This is a genomic window from Verrucomicrobiia bacterium (assembly GCA_035765895.1).
In the GTDB taxonomy this organism is placed as follows: Bacteria; Verrucomicrobiota; Verrucomicrobiia; order Limisphaerales; family DSYF01; genus DSYF01.
In genome coordinates, this window is the sequence record DASTWL010000089.1 from 93,449 (window position 1) to 110,360 (window position 16,912).

Consider the following 16,912-nt stretch of genomic DNA (forward strand, 5'->3'; position numbering starts at 1 on the left):
ACAACCAACCATTCCCGCGCGCCAACCCCACCATTCGTCTGACAATCGACTCGCCCGGTCGTCACCAACCAGGCGGTCTGCGACGCATCCGAAATCTGCGCGCCCGCAACAAATGCCGCCCGGCTTTTATCGTGCAGTTTGGAACAATCCGTAAATGCAAAATTGAAAATGAAATCAAATCTGTGCCGGTTCGTCCTCACGCTTGCGGTCTGGCTCACCGCCGTTGAATCGTCGCCAGCCGGCAACAACGCCCCCGTGCGGCTCATCACCGCCGATTTGCAACGAACCAATGGTCCGCTCAACACCATGTTCAAACGTTGTGTCGGCGCCGGCCGCGCGAATGAAGGCCTGCGCGCCGACTGGCAGCGCCAACTGACAATCGCGCACCGCGAGTGCGGCTTCGAATACATCCGCATGCACGGATTGTTCACCGATGACATGGGGGTTTACCGGGATTACAACGGCAAGCCGGAATACAACTGGCAATACATTGACGAGTTGTTCGACTTTCTGCACGGCATCGGCATGAAGCCGTTCGTGGAACTGGGCTTCATGCCGCAGGGACTGGCCAGCGGTTCCAAGACGATTTTCTGGTGGAAGGGCAATGTGACCCCGCCCAAAGACATGAAGAAGTGGGAGGACTTCATCCGCGCCTTCACGCTGCATGTGCAGGAACGTTACGGCCACGACGAGGTAAAGACGTGGTATTTCGAGGTCTGGAACGAGCCGAACCTCGATGGCTTCTGGGCGGGCACGCAACAGCAATATTTCGGTCTCTACGCCACGACGGCCCGCGCCATCAAAAGCGTTTCTCCCGACTACAAGGTCGGCGGCCCGGCCACGGCGGGCTGCGGCTGGATCAAGGAGTTTCTGAAATTCTGCGAGACCAACCAGTCGCCGGTGGATTTCGTCTCCACGCACACCTACGGCGTGGAAAGCGGTTATCTCGATGAGACTGCCACGCACGGCACGGCCTTGTCCAAAAATCCAAACTCCATCGTCGGCGAGGTCAAGTGGGTGCGTCAGCTGATCAACGATTCCGCCTTTCCAAATCTGGAACTGCACTTCACCGAATGGAGCAGTTCCTACACGCCCGCCGATCCGTTCCACGACAGCTACCACAGCGCGGCCTACATCATTGACAAGCTCAGGAACTGCGGCGATGCGCCCAATTCCATGTCCTACTGGACCTTCACGGACATCTTTGAAGAGCCCGGCCCGCGTTGGGAAGCGTTCCACGGCGGTTTCGGGTTGATGAATTATCAGGACATCAAGAAATCGGCGTATTACACGTATCAATTCCTGAACCGCCTCGGCCCGACAGAACTCAAGAGCAACGACCGTTCCTCCTGGATTTGCACTGACAAAGACGGCGGCGTGCAGGCGTTGGTCTGGGATTTCACCAACACTTTCCCGGGCACGAACATGATCAATCAGGTCTTTTACAAACGCGATCTGCCCGCGCAGCCGAAAGGCAAAGTCGCACTCAACCTGTCGCATCTGCGCAAAGGCAAATACACGATGGAAGTTTACAAGGTCGGCTATCGCGTCAACGATGCCTATGCCACCTACCGCGACCTCGGCGCGCCCAATCAACTCACCAGGGCGCAAGTCGCCGAAATCAAGGCAAGGAACAGTGGCGCCCCATTGGAAACCCGCACCGTGAAGATTGGCCGCGATGGAAAGTTCACCGACCAATTTGACATCCGCGAAAACGACGTCGTGTTTATCACGCTTAAGCCGCAGCGGTGAAGTGGTGTCGAGCTTACGAGAATGCAAACGGGCTTCCAACAGCCCGGGCTCCGGGCGTTTCACCCCGGCAAGGACAAGCTCACCTCAACATGCAAACAACCCGCTCGCGAATCAGACCGCCAAGCTTTTGATAGCCATCGTGATTCGGATGCACGCCATCGGCGAACAGCGCGGCGTTCACGCTTCCGTCCGGATTCCGAAACGAGGGGCCGAAATCCCGGTAACAAATCCAGGAGACTTTACCCAGCTTGGTCTGGAGAATTTGATTCACCCGGTCCGTCATCACGGGACGCGGCGGAACTTCATCACGCCGTGGCAAGATGCCCAACAGAAGAATTTTCGCGCGCGGCTGCGCTTCATGCGCGCCCTCACATATGGCTTCGATACCGGCAGCAATATCCTCGGCGCTGTTGAGGCCGGTGTTGTTCGTGCCGATTTTGATGATGATTAACTTGGGCGAGATGCCATTCAGTTCGCCGTGCTCAATCCGCCAGAGAACATTCTCGGTGCGATCCCATCCAAACCCGAGATTTTCCACGGACCAGTTGGCGAAGGTGCGATTCCAAACGTCGGGAGCCCACGCCTTGGGCGCCGCCGGTTCGCCGCCCCAATAGTGGATGATCGAATCGCCAATGATCACAATCTCGGGTTTGTGCGTGCGATTGAATTCAAGCACGGCGGCATGACGGCTGGGCCATTCATAAATGGCATGATCCCGGTTCTGCGTCAGCGGCGTGGTGGTGACCAGTCCTTCACGAATTTTGAGATCGGAAGCGCAGCCCGTCAAAGCCAGCACGGCGACCGCAACGGATGTGTTGAAAATGTTCATTTGAATTTCAGATGCTCTCGATTATTGCCGTAGCGAAATGGCGTCCGCCGTGGGAAAATCCGCCGGCGCAATGTTTTCCACCGGTCGCTTGGCCAGCCATTTCAAGGCGCGCACCATGATCGTCTGAAAGGCCGCGCACCTCATGCCCTTCGGATCTTTCTGATCGGCCCAGACGTGCCCGTAGGTGGAGACGAACACCCGGCCCGCGCCGTATTGCACCGTCCACTCAATGGGAAACTGCAAGTGCGTCTTCGCGTCAGCTGCATACGCGAGCACGGTCAGATTCGTCGCCGGACCGCGCGCGTAGCAATACACCTCAATATCCGCGGCTTTCCACGCGCGAGGCAAACCCGCATGAATGGGATGCTCCCCAAGCTGATGCACGACGACATCCGACCGGTTGCCGTGCCCGGTGTCGCTGCCTTCGCCCGGTGGTATGATGTGCAGCGATTCATCCGGCCGCACGATGATGGCCGAGCCGAAACCCTTCTTGCGCCAGCCCAGCCCGATCATCCGGTTATATTCTGGCCATTCGGCAAAGGAGTTGTTCGCCTCGTGATAAACGTAAAAGCCGCCACCGCCATGAACGCAATTTTCAAAAGCCCGCTGAACTTCCTTCGGCCACTGTGGCTTCCCGCCCAGGTTGTTGTAGCCGGACAACACGACGTCATACTTGGAAAAGTCCGGCCGCCACGTCGCCCACGCCGGATCATCCGGAGCGGAAGGCGTGATTGAAACAGTCACCGCGAACGATCCATCGTGCGCCAGAATCTCCCGCACCAACGCGAGCCGATGCTGCCAATCGTGATTGCTCGCGCCCTCGATGATGAGCAGCTTGATTTTGGCGGGCCGCTTGGCAGCCATCGTCGTGAAGAAAACCAACAGCGAACCTGCCAGCACCCACAGCCAAAAGCCGGCACGCATCGGATGGAGCGGAAACAGTTTCATGATCTCATTCTAAACATGCGCCTCGTTTGAGGCCGTTAATCGGCACTTCCAGCAGCCGGAAGCACTGAAATTTCCGCCGCGCAGGTCCAGCCGCTGTTCCAGATGGCGCGCAGGCTGGTGAAGCGGAAATAACGGGCGCTGACTGGCGCAAAGCTTACTTCCTGAAGCGACGGGTTGTTCTGAATGTTAGCGAACGAACCGTCGGCGATGGCCGTCGTCCAAATCGCGCCGTCAACGCTCGTTTCAAAACGATATTTTTCCACCACGCCATTGAGCACCCCATCCTGACGCGGCAAATACGTGAAGCCGGCGATGCGATTTGTTTTGCCCATGTCCACGGTGATCGTGTGCGGCTGATGCTGGTCGGCGTTCCAGCGGGTGTGCCAGAACGTGGAAGAGTCGCCGTCAATGGCGTGGGCGGCGGAGTTGTCCGCCCCGACGGTCTCCTCGCTGTCCACGCTCACCACTTTCCAGCCAATCGACATCAAGCCGGCGAAGACGCGTGAACCAGCGATGCCGAGTTTGCCGTCGGACAGCAAACTCGCGACGCGCACCGTTACGCGGCGGTCTTGAGGCAGCGCGATGGGCGCGGCGTAAACCGTCGAGTGAATCGTCGGCACGCTGCCGTCCACAGTGTAAACCATTTTGTGACCCGCCAGATTACTGAGGCTCACCTCGCCATTGGCGCTGCGGTCGGAAATCGTCGGCGGCAGCGTGTTGACAGATTGCTTGAAGAAGCCGATTTCGGCGAGCGTCGGTTCGAGGCGCGCGCCGGTGATGCGGACGCGCACTTGATCAGTCGTAACCGGCGTTTTCAAGCGGATGAGCCGCCGATGGCCGACGGTGGTGAGTTGATCGGACGAAACGTGTTCGGGCGCAGTCCAGCCGGAACCGTCGCGGGTTTCGATGATAAACGATTCAATCCGCTGCCCGCGATCGTCCACCGCTTCCTGCAATGAGACGACGTCGAACGTCACCGGCTTCGGCAACGTGAGCGTCACCGTGCCGTTGGTGTTGCCCGGCGCGGCTTCCCACCAGGTGTCGAGATTGCCATCCAAAACGAGCGACGGCCGGTTCGCGGCGTTGAAACTTTCCGCCGTGACCTTGCCGTCCTTCGCCAGATCGGTGGCTAAGGTTTCATTAATGATCTGCGCCGCTTTGCTTAACGCATCCAGTTGATTATCTGGCACGAGTCCGCGTTTATCGGGCGACAGGTTCAGGAGGAGATTTCCATTGCGCCCGACGGAGGTGTAGAAGATGTCCACCAGTTGCGTCACCGTGCGCGGCTGTTTGTTGCGCGCCCAGAACCACGCGTTGTTCTGAAGCATGGTGGCGTTCACTTCCGCCGGATACCACCAGAGATGCGAACCGGGCTTGAGCTTCGCGCGACCGCCGAGATCGCCGCCGGTCCAATCCGGCCAGGTGAAGTTCTCGGGCGCAGCCGGCAACGGAATCACGCTCCATTCCGTGGCGCGCCCAACCCCGCTTTCATTGCCCACCCAGCGCACGTCCGGTCCTTTGCCCATGATCACGGCGTTCGGTTGCAGATGCCGGATCAAGTCATACCACGCGTTGTAATCGTAAGTCTCGTGAACGCTCGGGTCGGGATTTGCGCCGTCGAACCACACCTCGCCGATCGGCCCGTATTCCGTCAGCAACTCATAAAGCTGATTCAGGAAGTAACGATTGTAGTCGTCCACGACGTAAGTGTAATTCGTGAAGCCCGGCGTCGGCGCGCGGCCCTTCGATGGATTGCTCTTGAAGCTCGCCGGATCGGTGGGGATGACCGAGGGCACGTTGCTGCTGCCGTTGCCGTAGTAGCCGGCCGGATTTTTCGGATTTGTCCGAAGCTGATACAGGTCGGCCGGCGAAAGGTAAACCGCCAGCTTCACACCGCGTGTGCGCGCGGCATCCGCCACTTCGCGCACTTCGTCGCCCTTGCCGTCGCGCCACGGACTCGCCGCCACCGAATGATCCGTGTATCGCGACGGCCAATAGCAAAAGCCATCGTGATGTTTGCAAACGAGCACGATCATCTTGCCGCCAAAATTCGTCACGGCATCCAGCCACTGGTTCGCGTCCAGCGCGGTCGGATTAAAAATGGACGCGTCTTCGCGGCCCGTGCCCCATTCGACTTCGTTGAACGTGTTCACGCCGAAATGGAGAAAGAACGTCCGCTCCAGCCGCATCCATTCCGTTTGATTCGGACGCGGCAGAACATGCGCCGCCTTGTCAGCGATGACGTCGGGCGAATCGCCTTCAGCGATCACCTGCATCGTCGAATACGGGATTGGCTCCGCTACGACGCCGAGGCTCATGAGCGAGCAGCCCAGTGCCAAAAAGCTCCGCCTCATTCTCTTGGGCATCATAAATTCACTGGCCCTTGCTGAGAATTCCGACGAACCCGCCGCCGGGAGCGAGTGAAAGCGTCAACACACCTTTGGAATCCACCCTGGAGGTGGATTCCACCACCGCCTGATAATCAGAAAACTTTGGATCGTCCGCAAAACTGCGCAGCGTCCATTTTTTTCCGAGCAAAAACTTCAACGGCACGTTCAGCGAGGCGGCGGCATCGCCGTTCATCGCGGCGAGATACCAGCATTCACCCGAACGACGGGCAATGACGGTGAATTTGCCCACCTCGGCCTTCAGCACCACGGTTTCATCCCAAACCGTTGGCATTCCGCGCAGAAATTCAATCCCCGGCTGGTCGCGATAGTTTTTCGGGCTGTCACACAACACCAGCAGCGGGCTCGGATAAATCACCGTCATTGCAAGCTGCCGTGCGCGCGTGCCCATGACCTGCGTCGGCGAGGTGATTTTGAAATCCTTCGGCGCGCGATTGAGAAAACCGCCCGGCGTGAAATCCATCGGCCCGAGCAACGCGCGGGTGAACGCCAGATTGATGGTGTGCTGCGGCGTGACGACGCCCCTGCCAAACTTGTTGTATTCGTTGCCGAGCACGCCCTCCTGCGTGATGAAGTTCGGATAGGTGCGCGCCAGTCCCGTGGGTTTGTATGTGCCGTGGAAGTCTATCAACAAATGATACTTCGCGGCGGTCGCGAGAACTTTCTCGCACCATTGGACGGTCTCCTGCGACTGGCTGTTGAGGAAATCAATTTTAACTCCGGCGAATCCTTGTTCCGCAAGATACTTCAGCGCCGCTTCCACCCCAAACGTCTCGATGTCGAGCGAGTGCGCCCAGATGAGCAGCCGGACGTTCTTCGACTTCGCATACGCCATCAGTTCGGGAATGTTCACTTCCGGAACGGGCTTCCGGAAATCTCCGTGCTGCGGGTTGGGCGGCGAGTGAAGCGATTTCATGTAACTCGTCATTCCTTCATACCAATACCAATCCATCAACTGATACGGCCAGCCCATCTCGGCTGCGAAATCAATGTATTCCTTGTGCGACGGCGTCGTGCCACGCGCCTCCACTTTGCGGTGCGCGGGGTTGGCATCGTAGGGATTGACCCCCGTCCACCAAGCATCCCACGCGCACGCGCCGGGCTTGATCCATGAGATGTCTGGCAACCGGCAGGGCGTTGCCAGCGTGGCGATCAGGTCCGAACCGGCCAACTCTTCAGCCGTCCGGCCAAACATCAACACGCGCCACGGGCTGACGCGCGGAGCGGATGACATCACCAATCCTTTGCCATCCGAACGGCTGTCGAGCACGGCTTTTACGGCGGGCGTTCCCGTGCCGGCCAGTGACATGCCCGCCCAATCGAGCACATCGGATTCCGCGATGGCGAAATAGCCGGCGGGTGTTTCGAGCGCCAACGGCAGGACACTGCGATACGGACGGCCCGGCTGACCGCTGGGAATGGCGCTCAACTTCGTTTCGGGATATTCATTCTCCGCGCATTCCGATTCCCCGCCCACCCAGCAACGGTAATCATCCGCAAAGCGAAACTCCGTCAATTCATTCGTCAGAACGAACTGCCCCAGGCCGGAACTTTCCGGCAGATCGTAACGAAACGCCACGCCGTTGTCATAAGCGCGCACAATCAAACCAAACGTGCGGTCCGGCGTGCCGCGCTCCTCCAACCTCAGCCGCAGTTCACGCCAGTGGTCGGGAACCATGCGGCGGTTGCCAAAAGGATTTTTCCATTCGCCGTTGTGCCGGGCTTTCGCGCCCTTCCGAATGACGGCCGCCGGGCCAAGTTTCGTGCCATCCTGAAATTCCAGGCCAAGGGGCGAGTTTGTGACGATTGTTTTGCCATTCGCCTCAACGCGGTAATTCAACCCGCCAGCGTCGGAGACAATCACCTTCAGTTCGCCGTCGGGGGAGACGGCCTGGCGTTCGGCGGCCGCGCCGTGAAATGATGCGGCGGCCACGCCAAGAATCACGCCCAGGAAGATTCGCGCGGCTTGCGTGATAGGATCACCGAGCACGGCTATGCTTCTAGCCAGCCGCAGCAGACTCGAACCAGCTGCGGCTGGCCGGCGACACAGCCGCGCTTTGACTCCGAAGTTCAAAGCGCGAATCGAGATTGGGAAAAGTCTCTCCCCGCCCGTGGAAACACCGGGAGTCGAAGCGGCGTGAACGCCGCGTTCCGATTGCATAGGTTGCGTGTCGCTCTGTTGCGCGAGGCTCAACAATTGGATGTCATTCATGGCCATTTCTAAAACTCCCGTCAGCGTGTCTTCAGAATAACTGTCGCCGGCTTCAGGCCATCGGCTTCGGCCTTGAGTTGGATTTTTTCCGCGCCGCCATTGGGACGCAGGATCGCAATGCAGCGCCCTTCGTAAGTCTTGCGCAGCGGCAAGCGGAAGCTGGATGCATCGTTCGGCGCGCCGCTGCCCGTGGCCGCAAGTTCCCCTGCTCCGCTGATGGTGAAACGGATGGGAATCGTCGCGTTCGGAACACGGTTGCCCTTTGCGTCCACGACTTCAACCGTTACATACGAAAGGTCATTGCGATCCGCGCGGATGACCGAACGGTCGGCAGTGAGCCGGATTCTATGCGGTTCGCCGGCGGTTTTCAGCGTGGTCTTCGCGACTTCTTTCCCATTAACCAACCCGATGGCGCACAACTCACCCGGCTGGTAAGGCACATTGAACTTCGCCGTGAGTTTCGTCGCGGCGGAGACCGGTTTCTCACCAATGACTTTGCCGTTCAGTTCGAGGCGAACCGTGTCGCACCGGGAATAGACATTGACCTGCAAGGGCTTTCCTTCGTGGCCCGGCCAGTTCCAACTGCGCGTCTCGTCCGGCCAGCCCCAGCCGCTGACGTTCTCGTGAATCCCTTCGGGAACGGGCGTGTGAACGGCCATCTCGATCGGACTGCGACGCCAGACCACGTCGCGAGAGTAGGATTGCGGCTTCTTGAACCCACACACGTCAATGTCGCCGCACCACGCATTATACCACGGCCACGGTTTGAGGAAGCTGTCCTTCTCGTTGCTTAACCAGGTATGGCCGATCCCCGATTCGCCGAAGTAATCCATCGCCGTCCAAACGAAGTCGCCGATGATGTAAGGATGCTTTTCCACGAGTGTCCAGTAGTCGAACAGGTCCTTCGGATACGATTCGCTGGCAAACATCACGCGCTTTGGATTTCGCGCATGATCAGATTCGTATTTGTCCGGGAGATAATTATAGCCGCCAATGTCGAGATGTGTGAATGCCACATCGGAAAGCTGATTCCAATTCCGGCTCACGTTGCCCCAATCCGAGCAGATCGCCTGCGTGATCGGCCGCGTTGGGTCGTGTGAGAGGACAGCTTTACGCAGCAGCTTCTGCGTCGCCTCGGCGCGGAACTGTTCGGGGATTTCGTTGCCGATGGACCACACCACGACGCAGGGATGATTACGGTCGCGGCGGACCATCGCCGCAATGTCGCGCTCTGCCCAATCCTTGAAATGGAGGTGATAGTCCTGTGGATTCTTGGCTTCGTTCCAGCCGTCGAACGCCTCGTCTATCACGAGAATTCCCAGCCGGTCGCACGCATCGAGAAATGCCGGAGACGGCGGATTGTGGCTGGTGCGAATGGCGTTGAAGCCATTCGCCTTCATCAGCTCGACGCGGCGCTCCTCGGCGCGATCAATTGTCGCCGATCCGAGCGGGCCGTTGTCGTGGTGCAGGCAACCGCCCTTGAGTTTGAGCATCTGGCCGTTGAGCCGGAACCCGTGCTCGGCGTCCACTTCGATTTTGCGGATGCCGAAATGCGTCGAAGTCTTGTCGAGCGTCTTGCCGTCTGCCGCGATTTCGATTTCCGCCGAATACAATTCCGGCGAATCCGGCGACCACAGCTGCGGCGAGCGGACTTGCATCGGCTGCTCCATGGTATTGGTTCCATTTGCGGGCAGATGCAATTTGCTCTCGCTCGTTTGAACCACTTTGCCTTTGGCATTCAACACGCGCGTGCGGACGACCACATCGGCGTCAGCGCCTCCGTCATTGCAAACTTCCGTCGCGATCTTCACGACCGCCTTGTCTTTCGAAACCTCTGGCGTCGTCACAAATACGCCCCAGGTCGGCACATGAATCGGATCAGTGACGGTCAACCATGTGTGACGGTAGATACCCGAACCGGAATACCAGCGGCTGTTCTTGCCTTCATTGCGGACGCGGACGGCGATGAGGTTTTCCACCCCCGCCGGTTTCAGATACGGCGTCAGGTCGAATTCGAAGCTTGTGTAGCCGTAAGGATGATTGCCGAGGTGCTGACCATTGATCCAGAAATCGGCATTCATGTAAACGCCGTCCAAGCGCACGACCACCCGCTTGCCCTTGTTCGCCGGTGACAGTGTGAAGTGCTTCCGATACCAACCCGTGCCACCGACCACGTGCCCGGTGGACGCGCCGCCTTTGCTTTTGGCGGTGTCGAACGGACCGACGCGGATGGATTCCGCGCCGGCTTCATTGATACCGCCGTTGCCGCTGCCATCAAACACACGCACGGCGAGCACATCCGAGCCATCCCCGCGCACAAGCGCAGCGGGAACGCGATAACGCCGCTGAGTATCCCAAGCCGTGCGGTAGTCGGGCGGGAACGATCCCGTGCCGCCGATGCGTTCGCCGTTCAGGAACGTCTCGTCCACATCATCAACACAGCCAAGCAACAGGTCGAAATCCTTGCCTTTGCACTCGGCGGGAATTCCGATGCGCCGGCGAAACCAGCCATAGACATTGTCGTTGGTATAATTCGAATGATGCTCCCAATTGTCCGGCAGAGCGACCGGCTGCCAGGAGCCGTCGTCTAACTCGCGCCCCTTCCACGCAGCGTCGTCGCCTTTATGAAATTGCCATTTGCCAGGCACAACTGACAGCTCCGCAACCGAGGATTCGCCCGGCGGCAAATCCTCAATGCTCCAGTCATGCGGCACGTCGAGCACACGCCACGTGGAGTCGTCGAACGTCACCGCTTCTGCGCCCGGCGCATCCGCGCGCAGGAAACGCCAGCCGGAATCGAAGGAGCAATCTCGACCATTGCCGGCGGGCGCCGCCCAAACGCCGCAGCACCATCCGGCCAGCACTGCCGCAAAAACGCATGTAACGACACGCTTGGCCATCATGCTCATGACGAACAAGAAATCAGGAACAAATCCTGAGTGCCAGAGCGATCTTGCCGTCAAACTTCTCCGGCAGCGAGACGTGCAGCCCGCTTGCGTCGTGCGTGAACTTGAGCTTCCCGCCGCCGAGCAACCGGACGCTGCGGACCCTGCCCGGCCAGCTTTCTGCTTTTGTTGCCAGCGATTTGACGGTGACCTTCCCGTCTTTCGGAATTTCCAGCACAATGGCGTAAAGTGATTTTCCGTCTTTCGACTGCGTGAAACGGATGTCTTCCGCCGTGAACGGTTTGTCGGACACGTCTTTCTGGCCATCGAACGTGCCCTTCTCGGCGACCTCGGTGGAAGGGCCTTCCCCGTATACTTTCCAGGGGCGGGTCGCGTAGATGGCCTCGCCGTTCACCTTCAACCACGCGCCGATTTGTTTGACGATTTCAATTTCCTGTTCGTCGGGCTGGCCGTCGCGGCGCAACGGCACGCTCAGCATCAGATTGCCGTTCTTGCTGACGATGTCGGCGAGCATCCGCACGACCGACGCGGCGGGCGTGTAGCCTTTCCGTTCGTAAATTCCGCGGTCGTAATGCCACGAGCCGATGCAGGTGTCGGTCTGCCACGGCTGCGGCAAAATGCCGTTTGCCCGCCCGCGCTCAAGGTCATACACCAGCGCGCGGCGCTGCAATTCGTTCAACCATTTGCCGTTCATCACGGCTTCGGTGCGGCCGTGTTTGTCGAGGCGTGTGTTGTAAAAATGCGCGGCGAGCTTCAGGCCGATTTCATCGGTGACGCCATGAAACGGCAGCACAGTGTCGTCGAAATAAATCTGATCCGGATGATAATCGTCCCACAGCTGCTGCGTGCGCTTGAAGAATTTCTCCATGTAGGCGGCGTCAGGAATGCTGCTGCCCTTCATGCCATCCCATTCCCATTGCAACGTGCTGCCCGGCGCGTGACTTTGCGCATACAGATCCTGCGGATCGAGGCCTTCCCACCATTGGCCCTTGCCGTCGGCCTTCGTCAGTTTGCCGTCGTAAGGCACGCCGGCCAGCGGGCCCCTCTTGTCCGCACCCTGGGCAACTTCATACCACGACCACGCGCGCGACGCGTGAACACTCACACCGAAGCGCAGGCCGATCTTGCGGGCCGCCTTTGCCCAACCGCCGATCAAATCCTTGTGCGGCCCGATGGCGACGGAATTCCAGGGCTGATACTTGGAATTGAAATTGTCGAAGTTGTCGTGGTGGCTGGCCAGCGCCATGAAATACTTCGCGCCATTTTCCTTGTAGAACTTCAGCAGCTTGTCGGGGTCGAAGTGCTCCGCCTTCCAGACGTGGATCACATCCTTGAAGCCGTTGGTCGACGGGTGGCCGTATTCCTTGAGGTGCAAATTGTATTGCCAGCCGCCCTCCTGATACATGCCGCGCGCATACCAGTCGCCGTGCTCGGGCTGACATTGCGGTCCCCAATGCGCCCAGATGCCGAACTTCGCGTCACGAAACCATTCGGGTGTCTGGTAATTCGTCAGCGAATTCCAGTCCGGCTTGAACGGTCCGGCAGCGATGGGCGGCAGTTGCAGCGAATCGGCTTCCGCCGGTGCCTGGAAAATGCGTTGCGCGAAATGGTAGAGATTGTTCGCCCACGTCCCACGGTCGTGGGGTTGGTCATCCACGTTCCAGACATGCGGCACGTCATGCTGTTTCAGATAGACGTGGACGCGTTGGGAAATGTTGATGAGGCCGTCCTTGTTGCCGCAGGAAAGGTAAAGCAGCTTCAACTGCCTCCGCGCCGCGGCCGGATCGGGCACGAGTTCGACGGGCGGTTTGGTGTTCGGTGCGGAGGAAAATCCGCCGACCCACGCGAACTTGTCGAGGTGACCCAGCCCGAAATTGAGCGACTGGCCGCCGCCCATTGAAAGCCCGGCAATCGCGCGCTGCTCGCGATTCGTGGCCGCGGAATATTTCGCCTGCATGGCAGGAATCAAACAGCCGATCAGATCGCGCTCGAACTTCGCAAATCCTTCCGCGTTTTCCGGCGAGAAGGTTTTGTCCGGTGGCGGCACGCTGTCGTCCGAAAGCGCGCGGCCGTTCGGCATCACGACGATCATCGGCACCGCCTTCCCGTCGGTGATGAGATTGTCCACAATCGCATCAGCATGGACGTAGCCGCTCCATTCCCATTCGTTGCCGCCAATGCCGTGCAACAGACAGAGGACGGGATATTTCCGACCGTCCGAGTAGTCCGGCGGAAGGTAAACGACCGCCTTCCGCTTCCCGCCGGTGACGGTGGAATCGTATTCAAACACTTCGGTGTGACCTGCGATTTTGCCGGTGCGGGGCTTGTCGAAACCAGCGGGCGCATCCGGAAAGGCGCGCACGTCATCCACCGCAAGCACGACGGGGCGGCCGAAGTTGGCGCGGGCGCGTCCGGACGAAACCTGTTCCGGCTTTTTCTGCGCCAGCAATGCACCGGGCGAAGCTGCAAGCAGCAGGAGCACGGTCAGGCAAAAAACCTGCACAAGATGCGACCGATCGCAGGCCGGACTGCGGCGTTCACGCCGCCGGGCCGAAACCATGGCAGTCTGGATGGATGAATTTGTCATAGAAATTGTGATCCGCATTCCCCGCTCTCAGGGCAGAGGCGGACCGAGTTTAACGCGGTAGAATCGTTGTGGCGCGGTCGAATTCATGTCCGTCCAGATAAACGGCAGCACAGGCGAGTTGGTGACGAGCGCCGTGCTCCATTGCGTGAGGTTGGTCGAAGTTTCCACTGCGTAATCCGGTCCGCTCTGGCCGCTGACGCTGAGACTGAACCGGCCGCCAGCGACGAAAACATTGCTGACGGTCGGAGCGGAAAGCGGATTCACCACGACGGCGAAAATTTGCGTGGCGCTCAGACTGGGCGACCCGTTGTCGGATACTTGCAGCATGAAGTGGCTGGTCGCATCGGCCTGCGTGACGAGCGGACGGAATGTGAACGCGCCGCTGTTGGCATTGAGTGTTGCATTCGTCACGCCAGCGAGCAGGGCGAAGGTCAGCGTTTGCGACGGTGAGTCAGTGTCGGTTGCGCTGGCGGTGAACGCGACGGTCTGGCCGACGTTCACCGTTTGGTCTGCAATCGGAGCCAGTGTCGGCGCGGTGTTCACCGGCGCGACAGCGTTCACCGTGAAAGCGATGGTTTGCGTGTGGCTGATCAATCCGGCGGTGGCGACAACCATCACGTTTGTTGTGGCGGAGACCGCACTGTTCGAAGCCGTGAGCGTCAGCAGGCTCGTGCCACCGATGTTGGGATTGTTCGTAAACGTGGCGGACACACCGCTGGGAAGATCGCTCACGCTCAAGGTGTAGCAGGCGTTCAAGCCATCGTTGGGAGTCACCGTGATGGAGCTCGTGCCATTCGTTCCGCCATCCACAGTCAGGCTGGTGGGATTCGCGGTCAGGGCGAAATCGGGCGCGGAAGCCTCATACGAAATGGAGTCAATGTAGCAGGTGCCCGTCCACGCGGCGCTGGTGAAAAATTGAACACCCAGCTTCTGCATGGGAGTGGGTGCGTTTGCCGGCACCGTCACGGTAATGGTGTTCCATTCGCCGAACGTGAGATTTCCAGATCCAATATAGTTGCCGATCCAATTCCAGTTGCGGTCTTGCACGAAAGGCTGAACGGCACCGATCTTGGCGCCGCCCGGAATCCAAACATGGAAGGTAATTGTTGCGCCAGCGGCTATCGCCACATTGCCGACAGACGGAGTTCCAACATCGGATGATGAGGCATTCATGTTCACGGCGAGCGACTGATTGCCCGCAAAGTGCTGCGCGGCGGAAGCCGCAATGTCTGAAACCATGCCAACGCCTCCGGTCCAGCCTTGTGAACTGGTTTCAAAGTTGAATTGCGCCACGTCGTTGACGCCGGCAGTCGGCGCGTGGGCTTCGGGCGAAAAACCTGATGAACCCGAACCATTGACCGCGACGACTTGATAGTAATAGGTTGTGCCGCTGTTGAGGCTCGTATTGGTGCAGGACGTGCCGGTGATGCCAGTGATGATCGGCGCGGTCTTGCTTTCGCCGCCGCTCTGGCCCGCCCGGTAAAGATTGTAACTCGTCGCGCCGCTGCCAGCCGTCCAGGACAAAATCACCTGGCCCACGCCTCCTGTTGCAGTGAGATCGGACGCGGCGTAGGGGGCACCATTGGGAGGCGGCGGCGCGGCTCCGCCAGTCAACGCAGCAACCCTGGCCTGATCGTTGACCGCCCCCGTAGTCCAATCGAACGGGTTGCCGGGAGTGCTCCAATAAAACGGACTCAGTCCGTGGACGCGGGCGGATTCCGCGACATACTTGTTCCAGTAGAGTGTGGAAGCATTGTTATAGTCCGCTTCCGTTCCGGTCAGAGACGACGAATACGCTCCGAATTCGCCGATCATGACCGGAATGCCCTTGCTGACATACAAGTCAGCCAACTGCTGATGGAACGCGTCAATATCGCCTTCTTCACCCCAGGTGGCATTGCGGCCAGGGTCGCCCGCGTAATGGTAAGCCGGCCCCCAGAAGTAGATCGCGTTGCCCCACGATTGATCGGTGTGAATGATCGTGAACAGCGAAGGCGTGTAGTTATGATATTCAACCATCAAGCGGTTGGTGACTGTGTCCGAGGGCAAGGCATTCATCCACGTCGGGTCCGAAACGCTTTGCATCACCAGCCAGCGATTCGTGTTGTTGCCGCCGACGCCACGCACCGCGTTCACGAACGTTTGGTAATAAAACATCAAGGTCTTCATCTCGTCCGTGTTGTGGACGTTTGGTTCGTTCGCCCCGGCAAAGAGCAGATGATTGTCGTAACCGGCAAAGGCCGTGGCGATCTGCGTCCAATAGGATTTCATTTTGGCGTTGATCGTCGGATCCACCGTCGGGCCGAGGTTGTTTTCCAGCCAGCCATCGTCCCAATGATCATTGATGACGACATACATGCCCGCGTCGAGCGCCCAATCAACGGCCTGTTTGACCTGCGCCATGAAGGCGGGATTGATCGGGTAATTGGTAACACCGCCGCTGACGTTGGTGGTGGAATTGAAATCCCACGCACACGGAATGCGAACGGCATTGAACCCGGCGTTGGCGGCCGTGTAAAACACCGCCGCGCTCCGATTCGGCACACCCCACGTGGCCTCCAGTGTGTTGCCGAGATTCCATCCGTAGGTCGGCATCGGCCAGGGCATCGAGGCGGGAATGCTAATCGGCGCGGGTTGCAGACCAAGATCGAACACCGCGTCGAACGTGTGACTGCTGCCTTTGGACACCGCGCCACCATTGATCGGAATGGTGACGATTTCGCCGCCGGCGTAAGCGTTTGTCGCCACGGCCAGCGCCGCATAGCCGCCGCTGTCCGGCTTGATGCCGAATGTAAACGCATAAGTTCTGTTCGCCGGCAGCGGCACGTTCAGCCCGCTCCACTTCAGCCAGGCGCCGTCGGTGAAACCGGGGTTGGCAGTCTTGAACTCAATCAGAAAGGTCGCCGTATTGCCGCTGATCGAATAGATGCGCAGGTAATAGTTCGGCGTGTTTGCCGGCGTGCCGTAGTTCCCGCCGGAATCAAGCCCCGCCGTCTTGATGGCGACCGACGTCAGTCGCATGGCATTCGTTCCCGTGGTGAACGTCTGGCCAACCGGCGGGTTGTTGTCCGTGAAATAATTGATGGTGTCCGGCCAGGTCGTGTTGCCTTGAGTCGAGATCTGGTAAATGTCGTTCATCCCGAGGGTGGGCGCAGCCGAGCCGAGATTCGTAAGCGTTTGCGCGCACAAACCATCATCGGTCAATACGGCGAGAAGGAAGCCAAAGAAAATACTGCGACAGAGGCTCATGGTTTTTTAAGGCGGAACTAC

General features: G+C 59.2%; 8 protein-coding genes. 1 reads left to right on the top strand and 7 read right to left on the bottom strand.

The window, feature by feature from the left end; genetic code table 11:
* Positions 1 to 168: 168 nt before the first annotated feature.
* On the top strand, positions 169 to 1,752 hold the full coding sequence (locus VFV96_17680; GenBank protein HEU5072238.1) for a glycoside hydrolase: 1,584 nt from the start codon (positions 169 to 171) through the stop codon (positions 1,750 to 1,752).
* A gap of 79 nt (positions 1,753 to 1,831) precedes the next feature.
* On the opposite strand, the gene VFV96_17685 is transcribed toward VFV96_17680, so the two are convergent.
* The 7 genes from VFV96_17685 to VFV96_17715 all read right to left on the bottom strand — a co-directional run bounded on the left by VFV96_17685 (position 1,832) and on the right by VFV96_17715 (position 16,891).
* On the bottom strand, positions 1,832 to 2,581 hold the full coding sequence (locus tag VFV96_17685; GenBank protein HEU5072239.1) for a GDSL-type esterase/lipase family protein: 750 nt from the start codon (positions 2,579 to 2,581) through the stop codon (positions 1,832 to 1,834).
* A 21-nt stretch (positions 2,582 to 2,602) separates the two neighbouring features.
* A complete protein-coding gene (locus VFV96_17690; GenBank protein ID HEU5072240.1) occupies positions 2,603 to 3,529 on the bottom strand; it encodes a ThuA domain-containing protein in 927 nt (308 codons plus the stop codon).
* Between the two features lie 35 nt (positions 3,530 to 3,564).
* Positions 3,565 to 5,898 carry an alpha-L-fucosidase gene (locus tag VFV96_17695; protein ID HEU5072241.1) on the bottom strand — a complete coding sequence of 778 codons (2,334 nt, stop codon included), beginning with the start codon at positions 5,896 to 5,898 and terminating at the stop codon, positions 3,565 to 3,567.
* A gap of 4 nt (positions 5,899 to 5,902) precedes the next feature.
* Positions 5,903 to 7,927 (bottom strand): glycoside hydrolase family 97 protein, encoded by a 2,025-nt coding sequence (locus tag VFV96_17700; GenBank protein HEU5072242.1) that lies wholly within the window; start codon positions 7,925 to 7,927, stop codon positions 5,903 to 5,905.
* Between the two features lie 242 nt (positions 7,928 to 8,169).
* Complete coding sequence (locus VFV96_17705) at positions 8,170 to 11,052, bottom strand: glycoside hydrolase family 2 TIM barrel-domain containing protein (protein ID HEU5072243.1); 2,883 nt, start codon at positions 11,050 to 11,052, stop codon at positions 8,170 to 8,172.
* A gap of 19 nt (positions 11,053 to 11,071) precedes the next feature.
* The gene (locus VFV96_17710) at positions 11,072 to 13,642 is read right to left on the bottom strand and encodes an alpha-L-fucosidase (GenBank protein HEU5072244.1); all 2,571 of its coding nucleotides are present in this window, start codon (positions 13,640 to 13,642) and stop codon (positions 11,072 to 11,074) included.
* Positions 13,643 to 13,669: 27 nt separating this feature from the next.
* Complete coding sequence (locus VFV96_17715) at positions 13,670 to 16,891, bottom strand: cellulase family glycosylhydrolase (protein HEU5072245.1); 3,222 nt, start codon at positions 16,889 to 16,891, stop codon at positions 13,670 to 13,672.
* Positions 16,892 to 16,912: the final 21 nt, after the last annotated feature.